27 protein-coding genes and 1 tRNA gene are annotated in these 26,357 nt (G+C 66.1%); 15 read left to right on the top strand and 13 right to left on the bottom strand.

From position 1 onward, the window contains the following. Positions 1–24: 24 nt before the first annotated feature. Positions 25–2,430, top strand: coding sequence for an excinuclease ABC subunit UvrA (locus CXQ89_RS01575; RefSeq protein ID WP_104160061.1), 2,406 nt, complete (start codon positions 25–27; stop codon positions 2,428–2,430). On the opposite strand, the gene CXQ89_RS01570 is transcribed toward CXQ89_RS01575, so the two are convergent. Then, a complete protein-coding gene (locus tag CXQ89_RS01570; protein WP_104160060.1) occupies positions 2,427–3,308 on the bottom strand; it encodes a metal-dependent hydrolase in 882 nt (293 codons plus the stop codon). The genes CXQ89_RS01575 and CXQ89_RS01570 overlap by 4 nt on opposite strands. 97 nt (positions 3,309–3,405) lie before the next feature. On the opposite strand from CXQ89_RS01570, the gene CXQ89_RS01565 reads away from it, so the two are divergent. From CXQ89_RS01565 to CXQ89_RS01545, 5 genes are all read left to right on the top strand, one after another. Further along, positions 3,406–3,482, top strand: a tRNA-Met gene (locus CXQ89_RS01565). 129 nt (positions 3,483–3,611) lie between these two features. Continuing rightward, on the top strand, positions 3,612–4,229 hold the full coding sequence (locus tag CXQ89_RS01560; RefSeq protein ID WP_104160059.1) for a (2Fe-2S)-binding protein: 618 nt from the start codon (positions 3,612–3,614) through the stop codon (positions 4,227–4,229). Then, positions 4,226–5,305: a xanthine dehydrogenase family protein subunit M gene (locus tag CXQ89_RS01555; protein ID WP_104160058.1), complete on the top strand. Its 1,080-nt coding sequence runs from the start codon at positions 4,226–4,228 to the stop codon at positions 5,303–5,305. The genes CXQ89_RS01560 and CXQ89_RS01555 overlap by 4 nt, the downstream gene beginning before the upstream one ends. Then, complete coding sequence (locus CXQ89_RS01550; protein ID WP_104160057.1) at positions 5,302–7,386, top strand: xanthine dehydrogenase family protein molybdopterin-binding subunit; 2,085 nt, start codon at positions 5,302–5,304, stop codon at positions 7,384–7,386. Before CXQ89_RS01555 ends, CXQ89_RS01550 begins: the two co-directional genes overlap by 4 nt. Before the next feature lie 50 nt (positions 7,387–7,436). Next, on the top strand, positions 7,437–8,090 hold the full coding sequence (locus CXQ89_RS01545) for a GNAT family N-acetyltransferase (RefSeq protein WP_104160056.1): 654 nt from the start codon (positions 7,437–7,439) through the stop codon (positions 8,088–8,090). Here the strand turns inward: CXQ89_RS01545 and CXQ89_RS01540 are convergent. The 3 genes from CXQ89_RS01540 to CXQ89_RS01530 form a co-directional block, all read right to left on the bottom strand. After that, on the bottom strand, positions 8,081–8,773 hold the full coding sequence (locus CXQ89_RS01540; RefSeq protein ID WP_104160055.1) for a TetR/AcrR family transcriptional regulator: 693 nt from the start codon (positions 8,771–8,773) through the stop codon (positions 8,081–8,083). The genes CXQ89_RS01545 and CXQ89_RS01540 overlap by 10 nt on opposite strands. Before the next feature lie 96 nt (positions 8,774–8,869). Beyond that, complete coding sequence (locus CXQ89_RS01535; protein WP_104160054.1) at positions 8,870–9,604, bottom strand: glucose 1-dehydrogenase; 735 nt, start codon at positions 9,602–9,604, stop codon at positions 8,870–8,872. A 144-nt stretch (positions 9,605–9,748) separates the two neighbouring features. Beyond that, positions 9,749–10,573: a DUF1295 domain-containing protein gene (locus CXQ89_RS01530; protein ID WP_104160053.1), complete on the bottom strand. Its 825-nt coding sequence runs from the start codon at positions 10,571–10,573 to the stop codon at positions 9,749–9,751. A gap of 118 nt (positions 10,574–10,691) precedes the next feature. Between CXQ89_RS01530 and CXQ89_RS01525 the strand changes: the two genes are divergently transcribed. The 3 genes from CXQ89_RS01525 (at position 10,692) to CXQ89_RS01515 (ending at position 13,298) form a co-directional block, all read left to right on the top strand. Further along, positions 10,692–11,234 carry a GNAT family N-acetyltransferase gene (locus CXQ89_RS01525; RefSeq protein WP_104160052.1) on the top strand — a complete coding sequence of 181 codons (543 nt, stop codon included), beginning with the start codon at positions 10,692–10,694 and terminating at the stop codon, positions 11,232–11,234. Then, complete coding sequence (locus tag CXQ89_RS01520; RefSeq protein WP_258059788.1) at positions 11,231–11,749, top strand: NUDIX domain-containing protein; 519 nt, start codon at positions 11,231–11,233, stop codon at positions 11,747–11,749. The genes CXQ89_RS01525 and CXQ89_RS01520 overlap by 4 nt, the downstream gene beginning before the upstream one ends. An 85-nt stretch (positions 11,750–11,834) precedes the next feature. Further along, on the top strand, positions 11,835–13,298 hold the full coding sequence (locus CXQ89_RS01515; protein WP_104160051.1) for a serine hydrolase: 1,464 nt from the start codon (positions 11,835–11,837) through the stop codon (positions 13,296–13,298). A gap of 43 nt (positions 13,299–13,341) precedes the next feature. Here the strand turns inward: CXQ89_RS01515 and CXQ89_RS01510 are convergent, their stop codons facing one another. The 3 genes from CXQ89_RS01510 to CXQ89_RS01500 form a co-directional block, all read right to left on the bottom strand. Further along, complete coding sequence (locus CXQ89_RS01510; RefSeq protein ID WP_104160050.1) at positions 13,342–13,830, bottom strand: hypothetical protein; 489 nt, start codon at positions 13,828–13,830, stop codon at positions 13,342–13,344. Between the two features lie 53 nt (positions 13,831–13,883). Further along, positions 13,884–14,648, bottom strand: a complete 765-nt coding sequence (locus CXQ89_RS01505) for an aminoglycoside phosphotransferase family protein (RefSeq protein ID WP_181032200.1) — start codon at positions 14,646–14,648, stop codon at positions 13,884–13,886. Positions 14,649–14,796: 148 nt separating this feature from the next. After that, a complete protein-coding gene (locus tag CXQ89_RS01500; RefSeq protein WP_104160048.1) occupies positions 14,797–15,699 on the bottom strand; it encodes a Rieske 2Fe-2S domain-containing protein in 903 nt (300 codons plus the stop codon). Between the two features lie 106 nt (positions 15,700–15,805). On the opposite strand from CXQ89_RS01500, the gene CXQ89_RS01495 reads away from it, so the two are divergent. Beyond that, positions 15,806–16,300 carry an NUDIX domain-containing protein gene (locus CXQ89_RS01495; protein WP_104160047.1) on the top strand — a complete coding sequence of 165 codons (495 nt, stop codon included), beginning with the start codon at positions 15,806–15,808 and terminating at the stop codon, positions 16,298–16,300. A gap of 141 nt (positions 16,301–16,441) precedes the next feature. Next, entirely contained in the window at positions 16,442–16,918 is a 477-nt protein-coding gene (locus CXQ89_RS01490; protein ID WP_104160046.1) for a hypothetical protein, read from the top strand. 17 nt (positions 16,919–16,935) lie between these two features. On the opposite strand, the gene CXQ89_RS01485 is transcribed toward CXQ89_RS01490, so the two are convergent. From CXQ89_RS01485 to CXQ89_RS01465, 5 genes are all read right to left on the bottom strand, one after another. Then, positions 16,936–17,913 carry an aldo/keto reductase gene (locus CXQ89_RS01485; RefSeq protein WP_104160045.1) on the bottom strand — a complete coding sequence of 326 codons (978 nt, stop codon included), beginning with the start codon at positions 17,911–17,913 and terminating at the stop codon, positions 16,936–16,938. Between the two features lie 199 nt (positions 17,914–18,112). Beyond that, a complete protein-coding gene (locus CXQ89_RS01480) occupies positions 18,113–20,653 on the bottom strand; it encodes an MMPL family transporter (RefSeq protein ID WP_104160044.1) in 2,541 nt (846 codons plus the stop codon). Between the two features lie 35 nt (positions 20,654–20,688). Continuing rightward, complete coding sequence (locus CXQ89_RS01475) at positions 20,689–21,363, bottom strand: TetR/AcrR family transcriptional regulator (RefSeq protein WP_258059786.1); 675 nt, start codon at positions 21,361–21,363, stop codon at positions 20,689–20,691. A 65-nt stretch (positions 21,364–21,428) separates the two neighbouring features. Continuing rightward, entirely contained in the window at positions 21,429–22,310 is an 882-nt protein-coding gene (locus tag CXQ89_RS01470) for an alpha/beta hydrolase fold domain-containing protein (protein WP_104053404.1), read from the bottom strand. 72 nt (positions 22,311–22,382) lie between these two features. Further along, positions 22,383–22,718, bottom strand: coding sequence for a ClpX C4-type zinc finger protein (locus CXQ89_RS01465; RefSeq protein WP_258059785.1), 336 nt, complete (start codon positions 22,716–22,718; stop codon positions 22,383–22,385). 168 nt (positions 22,719–22,886) lie between these two features. On the opposite strand from CXQ89_RS01465, the gene CXQ89_RS01460 reads away from it, so the two are divergent. The 4 genes from CXQ89_RS01460 to CXQ89_RS01445 all read left to right on the top strand — a co-directional run bounded on the left by CXQ89_RS01460 (position 22,887) and on the right by CXQ89_RS01445 (position 25,808). After that, the gene (locus CXQ89_RS01460; protein WP_104160043.1) at positions 22,887–24,137 is read left to right on the top strand and encodes an MFS transporter; all 1,251 of its coding nucleotides are present in this window, start codon (positions 22,887–22,889) and stop codon (positions 24,135–24,137) included. Positions 24,138–24,212: 75 nt separating this feature from the next. Next, the gene (locus CXQ89_RS01455; RefSeq protein ID WP_104053407.1) at positions 24,213–24,470 is read left to right on the top strand and encodes a hypothetical protein; all 258 of its coding nucleotides are present in this window, start codon (positions 24,213–24,215) and stop codon (positions 24,468–24,470) included. 161 nt (positions 24,471–24,631) lie between these two features. After that, entirely contained in the window at positions 24,632–25,279 is a 648-nt protein-coding gene (locus tag CXQ89_RS01450; protein ID WP_104160042.1) for a hypothetical protein, read from the top strand. Positions 25,280–25,334: 55 nt separating this feature from the next. Beyond that, on the top strand, positions 25,335–25,808 hold the full coding sequence (locus tag CXQ89_RS01445; RefSeq protein WP_104160041.1) for a PGPGW domain-containing protein: 474 nt from the start codon (positions 25,335–25,337) through the stop codon (positions 25,806–25,808). Here CXQ89_RS01445 and CXQ89_RS01440 read toward each other — a convergent pair. Further along, positions 25,801–26,277, bottom strand: a complete 477-nt coding sequence (locus CXQ89_RS01440; protein ID WP_258059784.1) for a MarR family winged helix-turn-helix transcriptional regulator — start codon at positions 26,275–26,277, stop codon at positions 25,801–25,803. The two genes, CXQ89_RS01445 and CXQ89_RS01440, sit on opposite strands and share 8 nt — an antisense overlap. Between the last annotated feature and the right edge of the window lie 80 nt (positions 26,278–26,357).

Raw genomic sequence — 26,357 nt, 5'->3', positions numbered from 1 at the left:
CACTTACCGAAGGAACCCACGGGCATGGCCATCAGTCCAGGAACCGCAGCGCAGACCGGCTCCCCGTCTGCGCATGCAGCCGACAGCCAGGACGTGATCCGGGTCTCCGGAGCACGGGAAAACAACCTCCGGGGGATCAGCCTTGAGATCCCCAAGCGCCGCCTCACTGCCTTTACCGGCGTCTCCGGCTCCGGCAAGAGCTCGCTGGTCTTCGGCACGATTGCGGCGGAGTCGCAGCGGTTGATCAACGAAACCTACAGCGCCTTCGTGCAGGGCTTCATGCCCAATCTGGCCCGCCCGGATGTTGATTTGCTGGAGGGGCTGACCACGGCCATCATCGTGGACCAGGAGCGGATGGGAGCCAACCCGCGGTCCACCGTGGGCACCGCCACAGACGCGAACGCCATGCTGCGGATCATCTTCAGCCGGCTCGGCCAGCCGCAGATCGGCTCCCCCAACGCGTATTCGTTCAATGTCCCCTCGGTGAAGGCCAGCGGAGCCATCACAGTGGAACGCGGCGGCCGGACCAAGGCAGAGAAGGCCACCTTCAACCGGCTCGGCGGCATGTGCCCGCGCTGCGAAGGAATGGGGTCCGTGACTGACTTCGATCTGACAGCGCTCTACGATGACAGCAAATCCCTGAATGAGGGCGCGCTCACCATCCCCGGCTACAGCATGGACGGCTGGTACGGCCGCATTTACAGCGGCACCGGCTTCTTCGATCCGGACAAGCCGATCGCCAGGTTCACGAAGCGGGAACTGCACGACCTGCTGTACAAGGAACCCACCAAGATCAAGGTGGACGGCATCAACCTGACCTATGAGGGGCTGATTCCCAAAATACAGAAGTCCATGCTATCCAAAGACCCGGAGGCCATGCAGCCGCACATCCGCGCGTTTGTGGACAGGGCCATCACGTTCACCACCTGTCCCGAGTGCGGCGGCACCCGGCTCAGCGCCGAGGCCCGTTCCTCGAAGATCAACGGCAAGAACATCGCCGACGCGTGCGCTCTTCAAATCTCCGATCTCGCGGAATGGGTCCGCACCCTTAACGAGCCGTCAGTGGCACCGCTGCTGGCCGGGCTGCAGCACCTGCTGGACTCCTTCGCTGAAATCGGTCTCGGCTACCTCAGCCTGGACCGGCCCTCGGGAACGCTTTCGGGCGGGGAGTCCCAGCGCACCAAGATGATCCGCCACCTCGGATCCTCACTGACGGACGTGACGTACGTTTTTGACGAACCGACCATCGGCTTGCATCCGCATGACATCGAACGGATGAACCGGCTGCTCCTGCAACTGCGGGACAAGGGCAACACCGTGCTGGTCGTCGAGCACAAACCCGAAACCATCGCCATCGCCGACCATGTCATCGATTTGGGTCCCGGAGCCGGGAGCGACGGCGGAACGGTCTGTTTTGAAGGCACGGTGGCGGACCTTCGCACCAGCGGCACCGTTACCGGAAATCACCTGGACGACCGGGCACGCCTGAAAGACAGTGTCCGCACCCCCGACGGCGTACTGGAGGTCCGCGGCGCCGGAACGAACAACCTCCGGAACGTCGACGTCGATATCCCCCTGGGCGTGTTCTGCGTGCTCACCGGGGTTGCCGGCTCGGGGAAAAGCTCCCTGATCTCCGGGTCGGTGGCCCGCCGGGACGGCGTCGTCGTCATTGACCAGGGGGCTATCAAGGGTTCGCGGCGCAGCAACCCGGCCACCTACACCGGACTGCTGGAGCCGATCCGCAAGGCCTTTGCGAAGGCAAATAACGTCAAGCCCGCACTGTTCAGTTCCAATTCAGAAGGTGCCTGCCCAATCTGCAACGGGGCAGGCGTGATCTTCACCGACCTGGGAGTAATGGCCACGGTGGAGTCCACCTGTGAAGAATGCGGAGGCAAGCGTTTCCAGGCGGCCGTCCTGGAATACACCTTGGGCGGCAAGAACATTTCCGAAGTGCTCGGCATGTCCGTCACCGACGCCGAGCTCTTCTTTGGCAGCAGCGGTGAAGCCCCCACCCCCGCAGCCCACCGGGTCCTCGTTCGGCTCGCCGACGTCGGCCTCGGCTACCTGCACCTCGGCCAGCCGCTCACCACGCTCTCCGGCGGCGAGCGGCAGCGGCTGAAGCTGGCCGCCCAAATGGCCGAAAAGGGCACTGTCTATGTCCTGGACGAGCCCACCACCGGACTGCACCTCGCGGATGTGGAACAGCTGCTGGGGCTGCTGGACAGGCTGGTTGATTCCGGTAAATCGGTGATTGTCATTGAGCACCACCAGGCTGTAATGGCGCACGCCGACTGGATTATCGATCTGGGGCCGGGTGCCGGGCACGACGGCGGCCGGATAGTGTTCGAGGGCACCCCGGCGGACCTCGTGGCCGGCAAAACCACGCTCACCGGCCAGCATCTGGCGGCTTATGTGGGCGCGTCGGTTTAGCCGGCCGGCTGCACGCAGATGGTGTCCATGGTGACGGTTACCGCACCGTCGCCCTCTTCTGCGGTGAGCGTGACCTGGATGCCGCCGGTCTCCTTCAGGGAGGCAGCGTGCGTTCCGCCGCAGGGAATGGAAACAGTGCCCCCGGGCAGGTCAACGCTCCAGCGGCGCATGTCGGTGAGGCCGACGCCGTCGCACTCGATCCGAACCTCTGCCCCGGTGGCGGTCCAGTCCGCCAGGATGGCATTGATACCGGCTTCCGCAGCGGGCAGGTCCGTTAGCAGGGTGTCCGGGACAAAGCCCTTGCGGCGCAGGGATTTGCCGAGCCGGTACACATCGGTGGAGCCGTGCTCGGTGATGGTGGAGGTCTCGATGGCCAGGGCGTCGAAGTTCGGGTTGCCGGCGGCATCAGACAACACGTCCTTTTTCCAGGCTCCGGCAAGCTGCCGGTTCAGGGCCAGCGACGCCAGGTGGCAGGCCGTGTGTCCCGCAGACAGGGCGCTTCGGTAGGCGGCGTCCACCTCAATCCGCACGGAGTCCCCTTCCCGCACGGCTGCACCGGCAGGGAGCAGGTGCGCCACGGTGAAGACCCAGCCTTCGGTGCCCTTTTTCACCGGAATGTCCGCCCCCAGGAACAGATCGGTTCCGTCGGTGGCCGCCACCACGGCGTCGCGGATTTCATGAGAGGTGCCGTCGGCAGTGGTCAGCACCGCACGGTCCGCTCCCTGGTCCGGCCACCCGGCATCCACCGGATGCACGGCGGTGGTGTCCAGCAGGACCACGCGGGCGCCGTCGGCGTCTGAAACGTGCAGCACGGTGCCGGAGGACTCCACGGCGCCGGCGGGATAGGTGACAGTTGTATCTACGGTAGGCAGGCTCACAGCCCCACCCTACCGAGGAAACATTGCCGCCTCGAGCGTGACGGCGGTCACTGGATTCTTCTTCCCGGCTCACATGGGGGTAGAGTTCTAAGTACGACGCGGGGTGGAGCAGTTCGGTAGCTCGCTGGGCTCATAACCCAGAGGTCGCAAGTTCAAATCTTGCCCCCGCAACCAAGAAGATGGTCCCCATCGGTGAAAACCGGTGGGGACCGTTTTGTTTAAGCGGACAGGACGGTTGTCGGCATCACACCGGCTCCGGTAGGTTTCAGCACCAATGGGACTCTACTCAAGGGCGGTACGTAAGTGGATGCTGAAATAACCCTGCAGGTGGACGGCAGTGAACGGACACTGACCGTGGACACCCGCACCACCGTACTGGACGCGCTGCGGGACCGGCTCGGAGTGACGTCCCCCAAGAAGGGCTGCGACCACGGGCAGTGCGGGGCCTGCACCGTGCTGCTGGACGGGCGGCGGGCCAATTCCTGCCTGACCCTCGCGGTGGCGCACGACGGCGCGGAGGTCATCACGGCGGAGGGACTGGCCGATGTGGTCCCGGACGGTCATCTGCATCCGGTGCAGCAGGCTTTCCTGGAACAGGACGGTTTCCAGTGCGGTTACTGCACTCCGGGGCAGATCTGTTCCGCGGCCGGAATTATCGAAGAAGCCGCTGCCGGGCATCCCTCCACCGCTACAGATCCGGCAGCCGAGGGCGGCATTGACCTCACCGATAATGAGATCCGCGAGCGCATGAGCGGGAACCTGTGCCGCTGCGGCGCCTACGTCAACATTGTGGCCGCAGTGCGGCAGGCGGCCGAGGCAGCCGCTTCCCTCCGCAAGGGACTGCCCGATCCCGCCGAACCTGCCGTCCCGGATTCCCCCACCGCAGCCTCGATGCCCTCCCATCCGGAGGACCGGTCATGATCCCCTTCGACTACCGGCGTGCCGAGGATGCCGCCTCCGCCGTTGCCCTGGTCTCAGCAAATCCCAACGCCGCCTTCCTGGCCGGCGGCACCAACCTCGTGGACCGGATGAAACTCGGGATTGCCTCACCCGCCCTGCTGGTGGACGTCAGCCGGCTGCCGCTGGACACCGTGGACGTGCTCGACGACGGCCGGGTACGGATCGGCACCAATGTCCGTAACGCAGACCTCGCGGCCAACACCCACATCCGCCGCCGCTATTCCGCGCTGTCGGCGGCTTTGCTGTCCGGGGCCTCCGGACAGCTGCGGAACCTGGCCACCACCGGCGGCAACCTCCTGCAGCGCACCCGCTGCGTGTACTTCCAGGACCCCACCACCCCCTGCAACAAGCGCGAACCCGGAACCGGGTGCTCCGCCGTCGACGGCTACACCCGCTACCACGCCATCCTGGGCGCATCGGAGGACTGCGTAGCGACCCACCCCTCGGATATGGCGGTGGCCCTGGCCGCACTGGACGCCGCCGTGGTGGTCCTCGGGCCGGCCGGGGAACGGATCATTCCCCTGAGCGACTTCCACCGGCTGCCCGGGAACGAGCCGCAGCGGGACACGGTGCTGGAACACGGCGAGCTCATCACCGCCGTCGAACTCCCCCCGGCACCCGCCCGGTCCGCCTACCGCAAGGTGCGGGACCGCGCGTCGTACGCCTTCGCACTGGTCTCCGTGGCGGCCGCCCTGGAACTGGAGGACGACGGCGCGAACCCTCCGGTGATCCGTGACGTGCGCATTGCCCTGGGCGGCGTGGCGCACAAGCCCTGGCGCGCACTTCAGGCGGAGGCCGCACTGCGTGGAGCGGAGGCAACCGAAGAGAATTTCCGCGCTGCCGCGGACCTCGAGCTGGCGACGGCTGAACCGCTGCGCGAGAACGGCTTCAAGATCCCCATGGTCCGCAATACTTTGGCCGCGGTGCTGCGGGATCTGGCCGGGGCCCCTGCCCCCGACGCAAGCGCTGCAGGAACTGATCATCCCGAAGGCCCTGACGGACCCGGGGACACCGGCTGGGAGGAACTGGATTCATGAGCAACCTGCTGCCCGGGAGGGCCATCGGCACGCCGTATGAACGCCTCGACGGCGAACTAAAGGTCAAAGGCACCGCCCCGTACGCGTATGAGCAGCCGGTTCAGAACCCGCTGTATCTGTATCCCGTGCTTTCGACCATTGCCCGCGGCGCTGTGGAGCGGGTGGAAACCGCCGCCGCCGAAGCCATCGACGGCGTCTTCACGGTCCTTACCTCCGAGACAACGCCCCGCCTGGAAGACCCGTCCGACCGGGAGCTGGCAGTCCTGCAGGACAACGCCATCGGGTACCGGGGACAGATTGTTGCCGCGGTCCTGGCCGAATCCCCGGAAATTGCCCGGGAAGCCGCGGCTGCCGTCACCGTCACCTACACCGAGGAGCCGTTCTCCGCCCAGCTGCGCGCAGATGGTCCGGAATTGTATGCGCCCGAGGAACTCAATGCCGGCACGCCTACGGACAGCAGCGAGGGGGACGTGGATGCCGCCTTTGACACCGCTGCGCTGAAGATCGACCAGACCTATTCCACTCCGGCCGAGCACAACAATCCGCTGGAACCGCACGCCACCGTGGCGCAGTGGGACGGCGCCGTGCTGACCCTGTGGGACTCCACCCAGGGCGTGCATGCCGTGAAGGGCACGCTGGCGCAGGTGCTCGGGCTGGAAGAGGAACAGGTCCATGTCATTGCCCCGCATGTGGGCGGCGGTTTCGGTTCCAAGGGCATGCCGCACGTCCATGTGGTGATGGCCGCCCTGGCGGCGCAGGTCACCGACGGGCGGCCGGTGAAGTTTCCGGTCAGCCGCCAGCAGATGTACACGCTGACCAGCCACCGCACCCCCACCCTCCAGCGCATCCGGCTGGGAGCCGCCGACGACGGCCGTCTCACCGCCATGTCACTGGACATCGTGGAACACACCTCCCGGATCAAGGAATTCGCCGAGCAAACCCCGGCGCCGTTCCGGATGATGTATGCCGCCCCCAACCGGAGCACCACCACCCGCCTGGCGCCACTGGATATCCCGGTGCCCTCGTGGATGCGCGCACCGGGCGAGTGTCCGGGCATGTTCGGTCCCGAAGTCGCGATGGATGAACTCGCCGCCGCAGCCGGGGTGGATCCCATTGAACTGCGGCGCCGGAATGAGCCGGAGGTGGATCCGGAGACCGGGAATCCCTGGTCCAGCCGGCATTTGCTGGCGTGCTTTGACCTCGGCGCCGATCGCTTTGGCTGGGACCGGCGGGTCACCCGGCCCCGCTCCGTGCAGGAGGACGGCTGGCTGGTGGGCCTGGGCACGGCCAGCGCCGTCTACCCGTTCATGCGCCAGCCGTCCAACACCGCGCGGATCCGCTATGAGCAGGACGGCATCTACTCGGTGCAGATTGGGGCGGCGGACATTGGCACCGGCGCCTGGACGGCCCTGACGCAAATCGCCGCCGACGCGCTGGACGTGCCGATCGACCGGATCCGGCTGGGCATCGGCGACACGGCCTTCCCTGCCGCCTCGGTGGCCGGGGGATCTTCCGGAACGGCCAGCTGGGGCGGAACAGTTATTGCCGCCGCGCGTGCGTTCCGGGCCGACCACGGAGAACATCCCTCCCCCGGGGCGCAGACCGAGGCGAACGCTCCGGAGGACCCCGAGGCGGAGAACCTGGCCCTGTATTCCTTCGGCGCGCATTTCGCCGAGGTCCGGATCTCCTCGGACACCGGCGAAATCCGGGTACCCCGCATGCTGGGCGTTTTTTCCGCGGGACGGATCATCAATCCGCGCACCGCGCGGTCCCAGTTCCTGGGGGCGATGACCATGGGGCTGGGCATGGCGCTGCATGAGCAGAGTGTCCTGGATCCGAGGTTCGGGATCTTCGTGAACCATGACCTGGCCGAATACCACATTCCCACCAACGCTGATGTGCTGGACATGGAAGCGCTGTGGATTGAGGACGTGGACGAGCATGCCGGCCCGCTGGGCGCCCGCGGCATCGGTGAAATTGGAATTGTAGGCAGCGCGGCAGCGATCGCCAACGCCGCGTACAACGCCTCCGGGATCCGGGTCCGGGACCTGCCGCTGACGCCGGATAAGTTTCTGCTCTGACCGTCCGTCATAAAGGGTGCCGGGAGGAGCCGGCGTCTTAGGCTGACTGCATGACTGCCGTGCGCCCCGCCTCCTCCGTCCTCACCGGCCGGTTTGTCCGGCTTGAACCGCTCACAACCGGTCTGCTTCCGGAGCTGCACCGTGCCATCGCCGTTCCGGAAGTCTTCGCCGGGGGCTACGGCGGCGGCCCCGCGGGGCTGCACCCGGAGCCGGACGCCTTCGCCGCCTGGGCGCAGACCTACTACCGGTGGGATGCCCTGCCATTCGCGGTGCGGCTGCTCCAAGACGGCAGGCCCGGTCCCGTGGCGGGCACCAGCACCCTCGCGGACCTGGACCTGCGCCAGGAGACGATTCAGCTGGGGTGGACTGCGTACAGCCCTTCCGTCTGGGGCACTGCCGTCAACGCCGAGACCAAGCTCCTGCTGCTGGAGCATGCCTTCGGCGCGGGGTTTGGCCGTGTCAGTCTTCAGGCCGATTCCCGCAATGTCCGGTCGAGGGCCGCCATCGAAAAGCTTGGCGGGACGTTCGAGGGGATCCTGCGCCGGGACCGGCTCCGCGCGGACGGCAGCTGGCGGGACACTGCGGTTTATTCCATCCTCGCGCCGGAGTGGCCCGGAGTGCGGGTGGCCTTGGAAGACAGGCTTAGCCGTTTCTCCGGCGTGGCGAACGCCGGTCCGACCGTGCAGGGGCAGCGTCAGCGCTGATCCGGGCCCGGTCCACCCGGCGTGGTGGAACCAACTGCCGGCTCAGGCGCGCTCCGGCGGACTCCCGGGTATCCGGACCGAGGCCACCACGGAGGCAGCAGATACACCAGCGAACCCAGCCAGCCGTCGACGTCGTTGTCCCCGGAGACTACCCACTGCTCAATCCATGCCGCATAGGCGCCGCCCAGATACGCAGCCGTTGCTTCAAGATTGACTGCCGGCACCACGCCATGCGCCTTCCAGACGTGCAGCGACAGGAGGAAGCGTTGGGCCAGCCCGCCGGCCATGACGCCCAGGAAGGTTTCGGTATGGAACAACGCCCGATAGACCCGCTCCTCCTCCCTGGTGTGCTGGAGGATGCGGCGCACGGAATCAATGTAGAGGACGTTGATTTCATCCACGGTCCGCCCCGTGCCGCGCTGATCCACGTCCACGGTGCCCAGCCGGTCCACGACGCCGGCGTAAACCGATGCCGCAAAATCGAAAATATTGCGGTGGTGGCCGTAAAACGTGGTGCGGTGCACCCCGGCCCGGCGGCATAGTGCCGCCACGCTGATGTCCGCGAGTTCGTGATCGCGCAGCAATTCCCACAAACCGGCTTCCAGAGCTTCCCGGGTACGGGCTGTCCGGGGTTCATCGTGAGAAGAACGCCGCTGGGGCTTGGGGTCTTCCGGTTCAGGCATGGAACTTATCTTCTCAGATACACGAAAGGGCCCCGCCGAAGCGAAGCCCTTCCGTGCCGCGGCGCTGGGGGACGCCGCAAGCTTATGTAGTTGCCGTTAGTGGTTGGCCAGGCCGGCCGTTTCGCCGCCGTCCACCACAAATTCGGCTCCGGTGGAGAAGGAGGAATCGTCGCTGGCCAGGAACAGGATCATGTTGGAGACTTCCTCAGCCTCGCCCATGCGGTGAAGCGCAACATGGTTCATGGGATTCTCCATGCCCTCGGTCATCGGCGTCTTGATGACGCCGGGGTGCACCGAGTTGACGCGGATGCCGTACTTGCCCAGATCCAGGGCCACCGACTTCGTCAGGCCGCGCACTGCGTACTTGGTGGCCGTGTAGCCGGGAAGCTCCACAAAGCCCTGCAGGCCGGCGGTGGAGGAGATGTTGATGATGGAACCGCCCTTGGACTCCTTCAGCGCCGGGATGGCCGCCTTGATGCCCAGGAACACACCGGTGAGGTTGATGTTCATGATGGCGTTCCACTGATCCAGCGTGAAGTCCTCGATATGGCCGAAGTTGGCAATACCGGCATTGTTGACCAGTACGTCCAGTCCGCCGAACTCGGTCACTGCTGTCTGGACGGCAGCTTCCCAGTCCTCGGGCTTCGTGACATCCAGGTGGACGTAGCGGGCGTTCTCGCCAAGCTGTTCGGCGGTCTTCTGACCCTCGTCGTCGAGAATGTCGCCGATGACAACCCGGGCGCCCTCGTCCACCAGGCGCTTGGCGTGGGCAGCGCCCATGCCCCGTGCACCGCCGCTGATCAATGCCACTTTTCCGCTGACGCGTTCCATTACAAATCTCCTTAGGTGTGAACACGATGTTCTTTGCTATTCAACACCTGTCGAAAAGATTCTAGTCCCAATTGAACCCGTTTGTGGCACAGGGAACAACGCGGCGTGTCGCGCGCACCTCGCCCGAAAGACCGCTGCCGGCCTCTAGCCGGCCTCCGCCGCAGGCCGCAGCCCTTGCCGCGGCGGCAGCGGAATGATGGCGGACGTTCGGTACTGGTACTGCACATAATCCGGGTAACGGGACCGCGAGATGCTCTCCGTGAACACGGTGGATCCCATAAAGAGCAGGGTGAGCAGCAACGCCCCCAGGACGGTCCAGTGCAGCCACGCCCCTGTGGCTGCCACCGCAAAACCGTAGAACAGCCACCACTGCGCCTGCTCAAAAAAGAAATTGGGGTGGCGGGAGTACCGAAAGAGCCCGGACTGCAAAAAGCCTGGCTTCGGGGTGCGCCCGGACTTTCGCTCCTGACCCTTCCACTGCTGGAAGTTCCACTGCTGCTGGTCGGCAGCAGTTTCTCCGGCCAGGGCGCCCGCGAACAGCACTGCGAGGATCCAGTCTCCGGCATTGAGCGGGGCAGGGTTCTGGTACACGGTCAGGGCCGGCAGAGTCATCAGGAAGATGATGATGTTCTGGTAAATGCTGATGAACAAGAGGTTGAAGACGGCGAACTGCCACGGCTTCAGGCGCCGGCGCAGGATCGCCCACCGGTAGTCTTCCCCGCCGGGAGCGTAGCCGCCCTTGCGGGCAAAGTTGAAGGTCAGCCGGGCACCCCAGAGAGTGACCAGCACAGCCATCAGGACCAGGCGGCCCTCAAAGCCGGACGCCGCGGCAAACACCCAGACATAGGCGAGGGGAACCAGGGACCAGATGCGGTCGGTCCAGGAGTACTCCCGCGTGATGAGCGAGAGCACCCAGGTGCCCGCACAGACGGCGGCAAAAATCCACAGACACACCATGACCGGATTCATCTTTGGAGAATACGCGCGGGAGCAGTAGCGGGGGAACGGTGGATGCCCGTTCACGAGGCGACGGCAGACGGTCCGTTCCGCACGGACCCCTAACGACGGCGGCTGGTAGCCTCGGCGCATGACCTCACTTTTGCTGCGGCCCTGGCGGCAATCCGACGGCGGCGCGCTGGCAGCCGCCTACCGCGCAAGCTCCGATTTGGACCGGCAGCTGGACCCGGTCGCGGAAACACCCGCCGGCGCGGAACGGGTCATCGGGGAGGATTTGGGCTGGGATTCACAGACGGCCTGCAATCTGGCCATCGTGGCCGATGGTACGGCGGTGGGCAATGTGGGCCTCAGCCGTATCGATCCTCGTCACGGCACGGCATGGACCTATTACTGGTTGGCGGCACCGGCCCGGGGACGGGGATTGGCGGCACGCGCAACGGCAACCCTTGCCCACTGGGCAGCGGAAGAACTGCAGCTTCACCGCTTGGAGCTCGGACACCGCACCAACAACCCTGCGTCCTGTCGAGTCGCCCGGTCCGCTGGGTTTGCCGCCGAGGGAATTCAGCGGGACAAGCTGCACTATGACGGGGAACGGTTTGATGTGGAGATCCACGCCCGGCTGGCGACCGATCCGGTTCCGGCGCTTCAGCTGCTCGAGTTGAGGCTGCCGTGAGCGGAGAAGGGCGTAGGCACGAAGCCTCGCCGACCGACAGACCGGGCCTGATCGCGGTCTCCTACGTCATCTTCCGCAATGGACCTTCAGTGCTGCTGCAGCGGCGCGGCACCACCGGATATCTGGACGGTTTCTGGGCGACGGCGGCAGCCGGGCATGTGGAGGCGGGTGAGTCCGCCGTCGGCTGCGCTGTGCGCGAGACGCGGGAGGAACTGGGACTCACCGTGGGCGCCGATCAGCTGGCACCGCTGACAACCCTGCACCGCAAAGACCCCGGCCGTCCGGACCGGGTGGACTTCTTCTTCTTGTGTACCGGATGGACCGGGCAGCCAGAGCTGCAGGAGCCGGAGAGGGCTACCGATCTGCACTGGTTTCCCCTCGCAGCACTTCCCACTTTGATGGTTCCGCACGAGCGGATGGTCTTTGAAGCCCTGTCACAGGATGCGGTGACGCCGCTGCTCACCCTCGGGTTCTCGCAGGACACCGGGACGGGTGATGCAGCGCTGACCTGCTAGCCTGTCCAGACCGGCGGCTGGGGAACTGCACGGAGCACTGTCCCACTGCTTACACGTTCCGCACGTACAGCAGTGAAAGGGCAGCATGCAGACAGGACTTTTCCGTTTCCGCCGCAGGACAACCACCGCCCGGAGATTTCGCCGGCACGGGCTCATGGCCGGATTGGCCGCCGCCCTGGCACTCGCGGCGACTGCCTGTTCCAGTACCGGGGCGCAGGCAGAACCGGAATCCCAACCCACCGAAGCCAAAAGCGCCACCGAAGCAGCTCTGCAGCCTGCGGTAGGGCTTCCCGATACGCCTGCGGGTCTCCAGGCACAGTGGGTCCTGACACTGATCAACAGTGAAACGGCGGTCGCAACTGATGGCTTTGCGGACAAGTTCGCGGACGTGATCCTCTCCGAACTGTCTACAGAGCAACTGGCGGAGGTGCTGGAACAGGTGCGCTCCCAGGGCCCCTGGACGCCCATCACTGTCAACGCGACGGACGCCCAGGGCGTCTTCACGATGGAAAGCACCCCCGGTGACCTCATGGACCTGCAGCTTTCGGTCGATGAGGCAGGACTGATCAACGGCATTTTCTTCGGTCCCGGCACCCCGGCCCGCACGCCCGCTGCCAGCTGGGAAGAAGTGGAAACCAATATGGCAGCCCTGCCGGACGGCTCCGCCATGGCGGTTTACCGCATAGCGGACGGCTCTGCGGACGGCACCTCAATCCTGGATATCGATGCCGACACCGCCAAGCCCGTCGGCTCCATCTTCAAGCTCTACGTGCTGGTGGCGGTCAGCGATGCGGTGGCTGCCGGCACGCTGTCCTGGGATGCCAAGCTCACCGTCACCGATGACCTGCGCAGCCTGCCCTCCGGAGAACTGCAGGACGCACCGGCCGGGACCGCCGTCACCGTCCGGGACGCGGCGCAGAAGATGATCTCCATCAGTGACAACACCGCCACCGACCTGCTGATGGACGCCGTCGGCCGCCCCGCCGTCGAGCAGGCGCTCAGCGACGCCGGGCACTCAGATCCGGACCGCAACACCCCGTTCCTGAACACACGGGAACTGTTCCAGCTGGGCTGGGGCGTGGAGGATTCCGTGCGCGGGCAGTGGGCGGAGGCCGACGACGACGCCCGCCGGGAGCTGCTGCAGACCCTGCCGGGCGGCGTGCTGGACACTCCGTCCGCAGCGGTCACCACCCCGGTATGGCAGCAGGACCTGGACTGGTTTGCCACCGCGGAGGATCTGATGCGGGCGCATCTGGCCCTGCAGGAGCGGGCCGCAACCGACGCTGGTGCGCCGCTGCGGGACATCCTCGGCGCCAACAACGGACTCAACCTGGAAATCGGCGGCGACTGGACCTATATCGGGTTCAAGGGCGGCAGCGCACCGGGCGTGATGGCCGGTTCCTGGTACCTGGAACGCAGCGACGGCGAGCGCTTTGTCGTGGTGCAGCAGGGTGCTTCCTCATCTCCGGCAGAGGTAGCTGATCCCATGACGTTCTTCGGACCGGCGCAGGACGCCATTGCCCTGCTGGCGGCGGAGGGCAGGGACTGATCCCGAGCGGTGCTTCGGTTCATAAGCCACGGTCCGGATCCCCTTACCCGTGGCCACTGTCATTCTCCTCCAGACGCTCCCTGCGGCCGGCGGACACCACTTCAACGTCGCCGCGGACGGAGAATCGGCCCAGCGCTGCCGCCGCACCAATGCTGAGGATCCATCCTATGACCGGCAGGTCGGTGCTGAACCCGGTCCAGGCCCACAGCATGGCCGCCGGCACCGCGAAGAACACGACCACGTGGATCCACTGCCCGCGCACCCGGCGCAGCAGAAGACCTAGGACCACGGCCAGGGGACCGCCCAGCAACAGGGCTCCGCCGGCTCCCCACGTCATCAGCGCCAGCCAAAACATGAAGGCTTCCATGTCCCACGCAGGCTCGTCCCGCCCCGCGGGGATGGCCGCCACGATGTACACGACCGTTACCAGCCCCAGCCACTGCGCGGTGGCAACGAACCACCCCTTGATCAAGGCAAGGTTGCCCAGCCCAATCCGGGTTCTTTGCGTGGACAGGTTCCTTTCGCCCATCATGTCCCCCCGTCACGTCACAGTCCCGTTTCCCCTGAACCTACACGGTGCATTGCCTACACCGTGCGTCGCGGGCCGGGGTCGTAAAGTGTGCCGTTGGAGAAGCGGTCGCTGAAATTGCCCAGGGCAAAGTCGCGCAGTTCCCCGTCTCCGGCAAGCTCAGCAGCCGCCGCCACCTGAAGCGACAGGGACGCGCGGTGCAGCTGCGCCCGGGACACCAGGTCCGGATCAGCAATGTCAGTGACCGCAGCAGCGCCAAAGGCGCCGATCAACGGCGCCAGGTCCATCGCGGGATCCCCGAGGCAGGCGTTGTCAAAGTCCACCAACCCTGAAACCCCGGGGCCGTTCCACAGCACGTTGTGCAGGCCCAGGTCGCCGTGCACGACGGCGGGAATCACCATTTCCTCGGCTGCCAGGACGTCCGCCACCACCCGGCCGGCTGCTTTGGCTTCACGGCCCGGCAGGGCCACGGTGATGCCGGCAACTATGGCGGGCCACTCCCCCGCACCGCACCATTCCCGGACCGGGCGGAGGCTGCCTCCGGACCGCGGAATGACGTCGGCCAGCGCCGCCAAGATCCGCGCAAGGGGCTCGCGCACCGCGGTCCATGCTTCAAGCGGCCGGTGGTCGCCGGGAACGTAGCTGTTGAGCTGTGCGGACCAGCCGGAGCCGTGAAACGGTGTCCGCAGCACGGCCGGGATGAGGAACGGCAGCCCCGTATGGGTAAATGCGGCCAGGTTGCCCGCTTCACCCTCTGTGCTCTGCACGTGGCGTGGCCCGTAGACAACGCGGACAACTGCGGCTTCTCCGAGCACCGCCACGTGATGAAAGGCTCCGCGCCGAAACTGCGCCGCGTCCCAGGGAAGATCCGGCCAAATGGAGCGGAGCGCTGCCCAGGGGTCGGACGGGCGACTGTCCCTTCCGGGCAGGCTGGCACCAGCGCTGTGCACGGGACCGGGGACCCCGGAGCTAATCTTCAGCGCCGGTCAGGCTCACTTCAAGGCGGCCCTCCCGGACCCGGGTCCGGAACACCGGCTGCGGCGCAGTAGCCGGACCGTGCACCACTTCCCCGCTCTCCACAGAGAAGACACTGCCGTGCCAGGGACACACCACGCACAGCTGGCCGCGGGTTTCCTGCAGGTGTCCTTCGTGCAGCGGTCCGCCCAAATGGGAGCAGGTATCGGCAAGCACCGAGATGATGCCGGTTCCGTCTTCGCCGTCCGTACCCTCACGGCGCAGCACCATCAGCGGAACGCCGCCCAGTTGTGCCGGGCGCGGCCGCCCGTCAGGGAATCCCTCCACCGGGCCCAGCGAATGCCATCCGGACGGAACCTCCTCAGGAAGGTCTTCGTTCCGGTTCACGCCCGCTCCCTGCCGGTAGGAAAGGTGTCCGCCCAGGAAGCCTCCGATGCCTGCGACCGCCAGTCCGGCGAACCCGAGCAGCTTTCCGCTGCCGTGGTTGCCCCGGTTCCTCGCCAGCCACGATGCTGCGTACAGCACGGTGGCAACGGCGGTGCTGGCCTCGTGGACCACGCCCGTCCGTTGCTGCTGCGTGTCGAGCTGCGAGAAGTCGGTGACGCCGGTCAGCGCGGTGGGCATCGCCGACAGCACGCCCAGGGCCACCAGGGTTTTGGCGGCCCGTTCGTTGCCCGGCAGCACATCCAGGACGGCCGCCGAAACCCAGGCCCCCAGCGGCACGGTCACCATCAGCGGATGCACCGGGTGCCCCAGCGGAACGCCGTGAAGCGCATCGGTGACGGTCCCTTGCGGCAGCACCCTCTTCACGATGCGGGACACTGTGCCGGCGGCGGGATCCAGCCAGGCTGCGCCTTCCAGCTTGTCAACGGTACTGACCAAAGGCAGACGCGGCATGATTTTCTCCTCAGACGTGCTGGCGGAATGGTCATCAGGCTAGCCACCGCACCGGCCGGGCACCACCCGTAAGCTGGATTTCATTCTCGGCAGGACAGGAGCAGGAATGGGGCACATCGGATCCTATGTATGGGAACTGCGGCAGAAAGTCGGAAAACGCCAGCTTCTGCTGCCGGGCGCGCAGGTCCTGGTGCTGCGCACCGACGGCACAGCTCTGCTTCAGCGGCGTGTGGACAACGGTGTGTGGGAACTTCCTGCCGGTGCCTGCGAACCGGGCCAGAGCTTTGCCGGAGCTGCCGTGGCCGAGCTCTTTGAAGAGACCGGCATCCGCACCGATCCCGCCGATCTGGTGGCTTTTGCCAGTCTTTCCGACCCGAACCTGCATCAGCTGGAGTATCCCAATGGAGACCGGGTGCACGCCTTCGCGCTCTGCTTCTGCCTGACCGGCTGGGAAGGATCAGTGACCCCGGAAAAGTCCGAGGTTTCCGAAATTGGCTTCTTTCCGCTGAGCGGGGTTCCTGACCCGCTCCATCCCCCCACCCGCGAAGTTCTCCGGCTCTACGGGCAATACCTGCAGACGGGGATCTTTCAGGCTCGGTAGGCGCGGGAACGGCATGTCAATTCACCGCCGCATTGAGCAGCCGCCGCCGTTTTGGGATTTCACTGCCGGTGCGCACCGGCAGTGAAATCCCAACACGGCAGCGAAAGGACAAACCGGGCACTAATCCGGCAGACTGGCCCCATGACTTCGGGGGAAGAAACTCAACCAAGAACGTTCCGCACGGCCATACCGCTGCGCTACCGGCTGGTCCTGGGACTCCTGGGGCTTTCGGGCGCGGCCGCCTGTGTGCTGGCCGTCGCCGAGGGCGGACGGGCCGCCGTCATCACCGGTGTGCTGGTGGCCGTCCTCTTTCTCGCCGTCATTATGATCACCGTTCGCCTCCACGTCGGTGAAGAGGGCCTGCGGATCCGTGTGGCCGGAATCTTCTCGACCGAGGTTCCCTACCGGGAGATGACGGCCGTCTCCCGGGGCCCCGTGACCGGCATGCGGCACGGAATGGGCCTGCGGATCCTGCCGGAGGGCACCGGCTACCTCGTCGGCGGACCTTCGGTCCGGATCGAGTGCCGGACCGGGAACCTGCTCGTGTCCTGCAGCCGCCCCGATGAGCTGCTCGCCGCCCTGGCTCCGCGGCTTTCGGCCAATCAGGCGGCGGAGTAGCTCAGGCGGCGGAGTAGCTAGTAGCGGCCGCCCGATGCCGCCGGCGCGCTGTCCAGCATCATCAGGTCCTCGCCGCTGAGCATCAAATCCCCGGCGGCCACGTTGTCCCGCAGATACTTGGGGGTCTTGGTGCCCGGAATGGGAATGATCCGCTGTCCCTGGGCCACCACCCAGGCCAGCGCCACCTGGGCCGGCGTCGCACCCACCCGTTCGGCGACGTCGTGCACCCGCTGCACAATGGCCAGGTTCGCTTTGAGGTTGTCCTGCTGGAAGCGGGGAAGCCTGCGGCGCATGTCATCGGCGGGCAGCTGGTCAAAGGAGGTGAACCGCCCGGTGAGGAAGCCGCGGCCCAGCGGCGAGAACGGCAGGAACGCGAGGCCGTGCTCCTCGCAGTAAGGCACGACGTCGGACAGCCGGTCCCGCGTCCACAGTGACAGTTCGGATTGCACAGCGGTCACCGGATGCACCGACTGCGCCCGTTCGATTTCCTCCACACTCGCCTCCGAGATCCCGATTGCACGGGCCTTGCCGTCCGTGACCGTCTGTGCCATGGCGGCCCAGGAATCCTCCAGCGGCACCTCCGGATCTACCCGGTGCAGGATGTACAGATCAACGTGGTCGGTGCCCAGCCGGCGCAGACTGGCATCAATGGACGTGCGGATGTGCTCGGGACTGCCGTTTTTCACCAGCCCGGGCATGGTGCCGGCGGCGGGAGCGGCGTTGCTGACTTCCAAACCAACCTTGGTGGAAAGCACGGCCCGGTCCCGGTAACCGTCGCCCAGCGCCCGGCCCACCAGCTCCTCATTGGTGTACGGCCCGTACACATCCGCCGTGTCAATCAGGGTGGCACCAAGTTCAATGGCGCCGCGGATTACCGAGATGGACGTTTCCTCGTCCCGTTTGGCGTTCATGTCGTAGGCGTAGGTCATGCCCATGCAGCCCAGGCCGATGACGCCGACCTCCGGTCCGTTGATTCCCAGCGTGGTGGTACGCATAGCAGGCTCCTCTGGTGGTTTGGCCTGAGGCCGTTTGGGCCGCGGAACACGGGCCACTTCAAGGCTAGGAGGGCGAACCGGTCCGCGGGAAGGGTCCGCGGCCACCCGGGCGGGCACGCGCCGGGGAGGTTAAGCGAAGGTGCCGCCCAACTCCGACCGGAGAAGAGCGGCACCTTGGCACTGCAGCGGGTGAGGCAGATCAGCTGCGGGCAGTCACGCCGTCGGCCTTCGCGGAAGGAGTATCTTCCCCTGCTTCCCCCGTCTCATGCGGGTGGCGTCGTTCCAGGGACGCGCCCTCGACGTCAACATCCGGCAGGATCTTGTCCAGCCACTTCGGCAGCCACCAGGCCTTGTCTCCGGCCAGGTGCATCAGGGCCGGGATCAGCAGCATCCGCACCACAAAGGCGTCCACAAGGACACCGAAGGCCAGCGCGAAGCCGATGGGCCGGATCATGGTGCTGTGCGAGAAGATGAAGCCGCCGAACACCGACACCATGATGATCGCGGCCGCGGTGACCACGGAGCGTCCGTTGCGGAAGCCCTGCATCACGGCCACGCGCGCCGGCGAGCCGTGCACGAAGGCTTCGCGCATGCCCGAGCCCAGGAAGAGCATGTAGTCCATGGCCAGGCCGAACAGGATGCCCACCAGGATGGTCGGCAGGAAGTTCAGTACCGGGCCGGGGGTCTCCACGCCGAAGATGCCGGCCAGCCAGCCCCACTGGTAGATGGCCACCACGCCGCCGATGGCTGCGAAGTAGGACAGGATGAAGCCCAGCGTCGCGATCACCGGAACAAAAATGGACCGGAAGACCAGGATCAGGATCAGCAGGGACAGGCCCACCACTACGCCCAGGTAGATGGGCAGCGCTTCGGAGAGCTTCTCGGAAATGTCGATGTTGCCGCTGGCGGTGCCGGCCACACCCAGCTCCACCTCACCGTTCTCGGTGTCGATTGGGGACAGGTCACGCAGCGTGTGCACCAGTTCCTGGGTGGACTCGCTGGTGGGACCTTCAGCCGGGATGACCTGGAAGGCGGTGACGGTGCGGTCCTCGGAGGAGCCGATGGGAGCCACGGCCGCCACGTCCTGCTGGTCGAACAGCGTACGGGCGATCTCGCCCTGTGCCACCAGTGCTTCTTCCTCGCTGGGGTTGCCGGGCAGGTCCGCGACCACCAACAGCGAGCCGTTCTGGCCCTCGCCGAACTTCTGCGAGACGGCTTCATACGCCTGGTACTGGGTGGAGTCGTGGGCCTCGGAAGATCCGTCGGGCAGGTTGGTGCGCAGGTCCATCGCCGGGATGGCAATAACGAGCAGCCCCGCGATGGACACCACCACGGTGAGCACGGCGCGCAGGGTGGACATCTGCTTCACCGGGATGGATTCCGGCTTGCCGGCGGAGGCGGAGGCCTCCTGGTCCTTGTCCAGTGCCGCGCGCTCCTTGCGGCTGAGGATCTTCATGCCGGCCAGCTTGAGCAGCGCCGGAGTCAGTGTCGTGGCGATCATGACCGCAATGGCCACGCAGGCCGCACCCACCGTTCCCATCAGGCCCAGGAAGGGGATGCCGGTGATATTCAGCGCCAGCAGGGCGATGAAGACCGTAGCGCCGGCGAACACCACTGCGTTGCCGGAGGTGCCGTTGGCCAGGGCAATGGATTCCTCCAGGCCGTAGCCGGCCTTCAGCTGGCGGCGGTGCCGGTTGACGATGAACAGGGCGTAGTCGATGCCCACGGCCAGACCGAGCATGACGCCCAGGATGGGGGTGACGGACGCCATTTCGACGACGCCGGAGAAGGCCAGCGCGCCGGCGGCGCCGATGCCCACACCGATCAGTGCGGTCACCAGCGGCAGGCCGGCACCGATGAAGGTGCCCAGCATTACCACCAGCACGACGGCGGCAACCGCGAGGCCCACCACCTCGCCGACACCCAGGATGCTGGGGACGCCGGCGGAAACCTCGGAGGAGAAGTCCACCTTGACGCCGTCGATCGGCTCATCCTCAAAGGCTGCGACCAGGGCGTCCTTGGTGTCCTGTTCGACCTCCATCTGCGTTTCGCTGAAGACCACGTTGACCACTGCCGCGCTTCCGTCCTCGGACACGGTACGGATTTCAGTGGCCATCTCCAACAGAGCGGCGCCCTGTTCGGCCTGCACGGCGCCGGCTTCCAACTCGGCGCTCTGCGCGTCAAGCTCGGCACGGTTGGCGTCCAGGACCTCCTGCTGAGCATCCAGCTCGGCAATCATCGGCGCCGGGGCACCGGCCGCTTCGGCCTGCTCCCGCGCGGCGTCGAGCTGGGTTTGTCCGGCCTCCAACTGGGCCCGGCCGGAGTCGATCTGGGCTCGGCCGGCCTCGATCTGGGCCAGCCCGTCCTGAAGCTGCTTAGCCTGCGCGGCACGCTCCGCCTCGGTGGCGAACGGGTCGACGACGGTTTCCACGCCGTCCACGTCACCGGCCTTGGCTACCAGCGCGGAGATGTCCTCACGCTGGGCATCGGTGAACGCCGAACCGTCCTCGGTCTGGACCACCACGGAGCCGGAACCGCCGGAAGCCTGCGGAAGTTTCTCCCGCAGGTGGTCAGTGACCTGAGTGGTGGGGGTATTGGGAATCGAGAAGCCGGTGGCAAGCGTGCCGCCGAAGAGGGCGAAGGCCGCTCCGGCAAGCACCAGCACTCCGATCCATGCCGCGAGCACGGTTTTCGCGCGGCGGGCGGCCGCGGCTCCGAGGCGGTAGAGGAATTCAGCCATTTGAGGGTCTGTCCTTATATGGGAATGGGTGGGAACTACGGGTGGAGTGTTTGTGGGGAGGCCGGGTCGGAGACATAGCCCGATCGCACCTTTTCCAGGAGCGCATCAAGCAGGTCCGACCAGACCCGGCGCGCTTCGGGGGTATCCACGGCCCCGGTGGCACAGTGCCAGTGATGATAAAGAACGCCCAACCCGCTGGTCAGTGAACCAACGAGCAGGTCGACTCCCAGCCGGTCCGCTTCCGGATACCGGCTAAGCATCGCCACGGACAGCCGGTCATTCAGTTCGGTGAACGCACGCAGGGCGATGGGATGGGCCTGCGCCTGGCGCGGCGTGGAGTCCGGAACTGCGCCCGGGCCAAGCAGGCGGGTGAGATACGCCATGGGCGCTACAAGGTCGGCGGCACGGAAGGCTTCGGCAATCTCAGCGAACATGCCTGGGCGGGCAGCATCCACCGGTGATACCGCGGTGAGGCTTTCCACTGCGGAGCTGAGGACGCCGCTGCACACCTCGGACACAATGTCACGGATGGAAGCGAAGTGATTGAACACGGTGCGGCGGGAAACGTCCGCACGCTGCGCCAGTTCGTCAACGGAGAAATCCGTGGTTTGACCCTCATGCATCAGCGCCGCCGCAGCCGTTATGATCGCCTGCCGGTGGCGGTCCTTGAGCGCCTGGCGGCGGTCTTCTGCGGGCACGGAAGTCTGCACGCTTCATACACTACGTGCAACGATGCACCAAGTGCAATTTGCCTCCGATACCCTCGGTGCGACGTTTATTCGACGCCGTTGACCACCCTGGCAACACCATCCAGTGCGGCCCGGGCTTCGGGGGTGAAGGTGGCGGCAACGTAGACATGGAATCCGTCGGGGGCGACCTGCAGCTCCACCGGCGATGACGCCGCGGCCGCTTTGACCGCGAAGCGTTCTGCATCCGGCAACAGCAGATCCCGTCCTCCCTGGAACAGATACACCGGCGCCAGCCCTGCCAGGGTGTCGTTAATCGGGCTGACCCGCCAGGAGTCCAGCGGAAGGCCGCGGGCCCAAAGTTGGGCGCAGTACACCAGCCCGGGGATGTCCAGCATGGGATCCCGCCGTTCCAGCACGGGGATGCCCGGGTTGGACATGGTGCAGTCCACCCAGGGGGCGAACAGAAACACAGCCTGTGGCTGGCTTTCGCTCCGGTTGCGCCGGTCGATCACGTGCGCCAGAGCCAGTCCGCCGCCGGCTGAATCACCCGCCAGGAAGACGCGGGCGCCGGCTGCCCGGCGGGCAACGGCCCGGTGCACGGCCTCGACGAACGGCAGGGCCTCTGCCACCGAGTGCCACGGTGCCAGCCCGTACAGCGGCACCGTAACCGTGGCTCCGGTACGGCGGATGAGGGCGGTGATGATCCACCAGTGGGCCTCCCGCAGCGGGAAGACGTAAGCACCGCCGTGAAGGTAAATCAGCTCCCGTCCCGACGGTTTTCTGGGGGTCAGCGTCATCACCGGAAACCCGGCCACGACTTCCTCCCGCACCCGGCATAAACGGCGAAGAGTGAGCGGAACGGAAGGCCGGCGCCGCCGTGCAGCGGTGCGCCGGACCACCTCCGGTGTCCGGAAGGCCCGCGGCGCCGCACGCAGGGCCAGCCCGGCCAACCTCATTGAAAGCGACATGGAAACTCCGGTTTTGCCGTTGCTCGTCTGAGTGGATTCAGCCTAGGGCACCGACAAAGAAATCCCCCACCCCTAGTGCTGACGAAACCTCTCCCAGGCGGATTGCCGGGACATCCCCAGGGCCGAACCAATGCTGGCCCAGCTGATTCCGCGCACCCGGGCGGCTTCGACCCAGCGCCGGAGATGGGCTTCGACCTGCTCCCGCGCCTCGGCAACCTGCGGCAGCCGGGCCATCAGTTCGTCATCGGAGAGCCCGCCCCAAGGAGTATCCGGAAGCGTTTCCCCGGAAACCGGGGCGGCATCGAGCAGAGCGGTGGCGCGAGCGGCGCAGTCACGGCAGATGGAGGCTGTAGGCGCCCCGGCCAACAGTCCCGTTTCCTTCCTGGAACGCAGACAGAAAGAACACATGAACGGTGCCGCGGTGGATGCCGGCACTAATGCATCTCTGGAGGAGTCGGGCATAGAGGTCAGTCTATTCGTTTGCCGGATGCTGAAAATGACCCCTTGTTCTGTCAGGAATTACCTGACAGTATATCGGACGTCAGGAGTGGCCTGACAGAACGCTTCGGGGGAACCATGGCACGACAACAAGCAATCAGCACCGACCTGCCGGGCAGACAAAAGGCTTCGTTCCGGTTCCTGCTCGGGTCAAACACTGTCGAGGGGTTCGCGGACGCCCTCACCCGAACCCTGCTGCCAATCCTCGCGGTGACCGCGCTTGGGCTGGGCTCGGAATTTCTGGGTGTGCTCAACGCAGCAGGGCTGGCCGCATTTCTGCTTCTAGGCGTGCCGGCGGGTGCCGTAATCGATCGGTTGAAGGACCGCCGGCGCGTCATGACCGCAGCCACATGCCTGCGTATCCTTGTCACGGCAACGCTGGCCATCTCCACTTTCACCGGCTGGCTCAGCGGCCCGCTGCTGCTCGGGGCAGCCGTCACGGTGGGGATCGCCGATGTTGTCTTCACCACCGCTCTCAGCACCGTGATTCCGCGGGTGACACCCGCCGGCACATTGAAACATGCCTACTCGCAACTGGCTGTTGCCACCCAGACCGCGTCAACGGCGGCCGCCGCCGGCACCGCAGCACTGTTGGGCATCCTGGGCATGGGCGCGGCCCTGGCTGCCGCCGCAGCTTCCTACGGCATGTCTGCGATGCTGCAACTGGGCATCAGGCTCGGCGCTGCACCGGCTCCTGCCAAGGGAGGGACAGCAAAAATCCGCCGGGATTTGGGCAGCGGCTTCCGCACACTTCGGGCCACGCCCGCACTTTGGGCACTGACAGTTTCGGGGGCCCTTACCAATGCCGGAGCGATGCTGGGCAACACCGTGTTGCCGGTGTTTATTCTCCGGGACCTGGACATAGCCCCTCCCCTATTCGCGGGGTTGGGCGCATTGGCTGCCGCAGGAGCCATCGGCGGCGCCGCAGCGGCACCGTTTCTAACGGCTGCATGGGGTTTGCGTAACCTGCGGACAGGCGCCGCGGCGGCGTCGGCGCTGTGCGTCTCCGGAGCAGCCCTCTGCCCCTGGCTCCCCGGGCCGGAACTGGCCTGGCTGGCGGTTCAGTCACTGGGCTGGAGTTTTCTCGTGTCAGTGTCAGGCGTGGCAGGAGCCGAGGTGCTTCCGCGGAGCGTTGCGCCCGGCAAACTGGCGTCCGTGGCCGCGGCGCAGCGGACAATCACGCTGGGGGTGATGCCGGCCGCCGCCCTGCTGGGAGGAGCTGCGGCCGGGCTGGCTGGCACCCTCCCGCTGCTGGGTGTGTGGATCGTACTTGCCGGCGCCGCCGCTGTTCCGGTGATTCGCTCGCGGGAACTGGCGGAGTATCGGTGAGCGATATGCAAGGGTGGAGGGTACTGAAAGTCTCATCCTTTGACTTCACGATCCAACCATCGGCAGGAGAACACCATGAGCAACCAGGACCAGCCCATCAATTTCGGAGCCGACGCCACCGAGAACAACCTCGCCGGCACCCGGGACGAGTTTAATGACGAGGTGACTGCTCAGCTTCTCGACGAAGTGAAGGCGGAGAAGCAGGCAAAGGCGGAGGACAACAACGAGGAGTCCCCCAGCCGGGAGGCTGAAGAGCGCGAAGAACGCGAGGAGCAGCCGGCTCTGGAAATTGATGAGGAAAGCCCCGCCTCCGAGGCGAAGCCTGCCTCCTGATTCCCCGTGCATGAGGCATTTCCGGGTTGCGGGGCCTGGATCTGCTGATCGGCTGTTCGAATGAGTTAGTAAGCGCCCTGTGTTTTGGGTCTCATTCTTTCTATTCTTGAGAGAGGGGTTCTCGGAGGCGCCCATACCCAGCAACCGCAAGGAGTCCTCCCATGAGTACCAGCGCAGGAGCGGCGGGGCAGCCTGCCCGCAAACCGAACCGGGCCGGCACGGGCCAGGGGGCAGCAAACCCGGCTGCCCGTGACGGCGGAACCGAAAGCCGCGAACGGGTTGTCGGCCGGGAGAAGGAACAGTTTGGCGGCGTCAAGATCGGCTCCGCCTTCTTCGGCTGGCTAGCAGCAGCGGGAACCACGGTGCTGCTGAGTGCAATTGCCACAGCTTTTGGGGCGGCACTGCTCGCCAACAACGTTGATGCCGCCGGGGAGGCCGCAGCGAATCCTCAGGGCGCAGGCGTGGCCGGAGTCATCCTCCTCATGGTCATCCTGTTTGTGGCCTATTTCTGCGGCGGCTACGTCGCTGGGCGGATGGCCCGGTTTAACGGCGTTATGCAGGGCGTGGCCGTGTGGATTTGGGGAATCGTGATCGCCCTTGTGCTGGCCCTCATCGGCGCTGTGGCGAGCAGCGAACTGGACATCAACGCCCAGCTCAACACCTACCCCCAGCTCTCCGGCGACAACACGGCAGCGGCTGTCATCTCCGCGGTCATTGCTGCCCTTGTTGCCCTGGGCGGCGCCGTCCTCGGAGGCTTGGCCGGGATGCGCTTCCACCGCCGCGTCGACAAGGCCGGGCTGGGCGACTGAACACAATGCACCCACCACAGCATGCAGCACAGCACTGCCCATTTTCGGCGGACCGGTGAAATCAGACAGCTTTCCGCCGTGGGTGCGCCGGACAGGGATCGAAGTTGCAGGCTGGCTGCTGATCGCCTTCGGGCTTGTTGCCCTGGTACTGCCCGGACCCGGACTCCTGGGCCTGGTCGGCGGCCTGGCCGTCCTGTCGCTGCGGTACCGGTGGGCCAACCGCCTCCTGCGTCCGGTTAAGGCCAAGGCATTCAAGGCGGCGGAGCAGGGTGTGCAGACCTGGCTGAGGATTAGCGCCAGCATCACCGGCGCACTCCTGGTTATGGCCACCGGCGTTGTCTGGGGCGTGTGGGCCAGGCCGCCGCGCTGGTGGCCCTACAGCCAGAGCCTGTGGCTGCCCGGCGGCTGGGGCACAGGGACGGGCCTGATTCTTTCAGGGCTCATCGCACTGGCATTGATTGCGTACAGCTACCGCCGGTTCCGCGGGACGGGATCGCCGCAGCAGGCGAAATCCGAAGATCTTAGCTAGAACCCGGGAAGGTCTGGTCTGAACGCAGCCGGGAGTTCAGCTCCTGAAGCGCCTGTACGGCATCATCCAGCGCGGCGGCCTGCGCAGCATCCAACCCTGCCAGCGCCTTTCGGATGGGACCTGCCCATGCATCCCCAATGGCCTCATCCTGGGCCATTGCTTTGTCCGTCGGAAACAACCGGCTGATACGCCGGTCACTTGCACTGCTCTCTTTGGTCACCAGTCCGCGGTCGGCGAGTGTCCGGACGGCCGCACTCGTATTGCTCTGCTTCAGTGCCATGTGCCGCGACAGTTCAGTCACCGTCATCCCGGGCGCCTCCAGCACATGCTTCAGCACGGCAAGATCCGTCGAGGTCAGCGGCTCGATCCCCGTGACATCGGGAACCCGCCGATGGATGGTCCAGGAAAGGTCCCGCAGGAGCATGGCCAATTCGCGCCGTCGCGCCGCAGCATCCGTGTTGTCCACCATGCGCCAATCCTAGCTCATATCTTGACATACATATGTGCACATATGTATAGTTGAGCGCTCCCCCACCCGCCCCCTCGAAA

The sequence above is a fragment of the Arthrobacter sp. ZGTC212 genome (assembly GCF_002929255.1).
GTDB classification, from domain to species: domain Bacteria; phylum Actinomycetota; class Actinomycetes; order Actinomycetales; family Micrococcaceae; genus Arthrobacter_B; species Arthrobacter_B sunyaminii.
The sequence above is the reverse complement of the archived record's forward strand: the minus strand, read 5'-3'. Positions and strand labels throughout refer to the sequence as shown.

Coding starts and splice junctions, on each gene's coding strand:
- CXQ89_RS01440 (WP_258059784.1), bottom strand. CDS start 26,277: ATGGTGGACAACACGGATGCTGCGGCGCGACGGCGCGAATTGGCCATG.
- CXQ89_RS01515 (WP_104160051.1), top strand. CDS start 11,835: ATGCAGACAGGACTTTTCCGTTTCCGCCGCAGGACAACCACCGCCCGG.
- CXQ89_RS01485 (WP_104160045.1), bottom strand. CDS start 17,913: ATGCGTACCACCACGCTGGGAATCAACGGACCGGAGGTCGGCGTCATC.
- CXQ89_RS01480 (WP_104160044.1), bottom strand. CDS start 20,653: ATGGCTGAATTCCTCTACCGCCTCGGAGCCGCGGCCGCCCGCCGCGCG.
- CXQ89_RS01470 (WP_104053404.1), bottom strand. CDS start 22,310: ATGTCGCTTTCAATGAGGTTGGCCGGGCTGGCCCTGCGTGCGGCGCCG.
- CXQ89_RS01495 (WP_104160047.1), top strand. CDS start 15,806: ATGGGGCACATCGGATCCTATGTATGGGAACTGCGGCAGAAAGTCGGA.
- CXQ89_RS01465 (WP_258059785.1), bottom strand. CDS start 22,718: ATGTGTTCTTTCTGTCTGCGTTCCAGGAAGGAAACGGGACTGTTGGCC.
- CXQ89_RS01450 (WP_104160042.1), top strand. CDS start 24,632: ATGAGTACCAGCGCAGGAGCGGCGGGGCAGCCTGCCCGCAAACCGAAC.
- CXQ89_RS01575 (WP_104160061.1), top strand. CDS start 25: ATGGCCATCAGTCCAGGAACCGCAGCGCAGACCGGCTCCCCGTCTGCG.
- CXQ89_RS01510 (WP_104160050.1), bottom strand. CDS start 13,830: ATGATGGGCGAAAGGAACCTGTCCACGCAAAGAACCCGGATTGGGCTG.
- CXQ89_RS01460 (WP_104160043.1), top strand. CDS start 22,887: ATGGCACGACAACAAGCAATCAGCACCGACCTGCCGGGCAGACAAAAG.
- CXQ89_RS01525 (WP_104160052.1), top strand. CDS start 10,692: ATGACCTCACTTTTGCTGCGGCCCTGGCGGCAATCCGACGGCGGCGCG.
- CXQ89_RS01545 (WP_104160056.1), top strand. CDS start 7,437: ATGACTGCCGTGCGCCCCGCCTCCTCCGTCCTCACCGGCCGGTTTGTC.
- CXQ89_RS01530 (WP_104160053.1), bottom strand. CDS start 10,573: ATGAATCCGGTCATGGTGTGTCTGTGGATTTTTGCCGCCGTCTGTGCG.
- CXQ89_RS01535 (WP_104160054.1), bottom strand. CDS start 9,604: ATGGAACGCGTCAGCGGAAAAGTGGCATTGATCAGCGGCGGTGCACGG.
- CXQ89_RS01550 (WP_104160057.1), top strand. CDS start 5,302: ATGAGCAACCTGCTGCCCGGGAGGGCCATCGGCACGCCGTATGAACGC.
- CXQ89_RS01555 (WP_104160058.1), top strand. CDS start 4,226: ATGATCCCCTTCGACTACCGGCGTGCCGAGGATGCCGCCTCCGCCGTT.
- CXQ89_RS01490 (WP_104160046.1), top strand. CDS start 16,442: ATGACTTCGGGGGAAGAAACTCAACCAAGAACGTTCCGCACGGCCATA.
- CXQ89_RS01500 (WP_104160048.1), bottom strand. CDS start 15,699: ATGCCGCGTCTGCCTTTGGTCAGTACCGTTGACAAGCTGGAAGGCGCA.
- CXQ89_RS01455 (WP_104053407.1), top strand. CDS start 24,213: ATGAGCAACCAGGACCAGCCCATCAATTTCGGAGCCGACGCCACCGAG.
- CXQ89_RS01540 (WP_104160055.1), bottom strand. CDS start 8,773: ATGCCTGAACCGGAAGACCCCAAGCCCCAGCGGCGTTCTTCTCACGAT.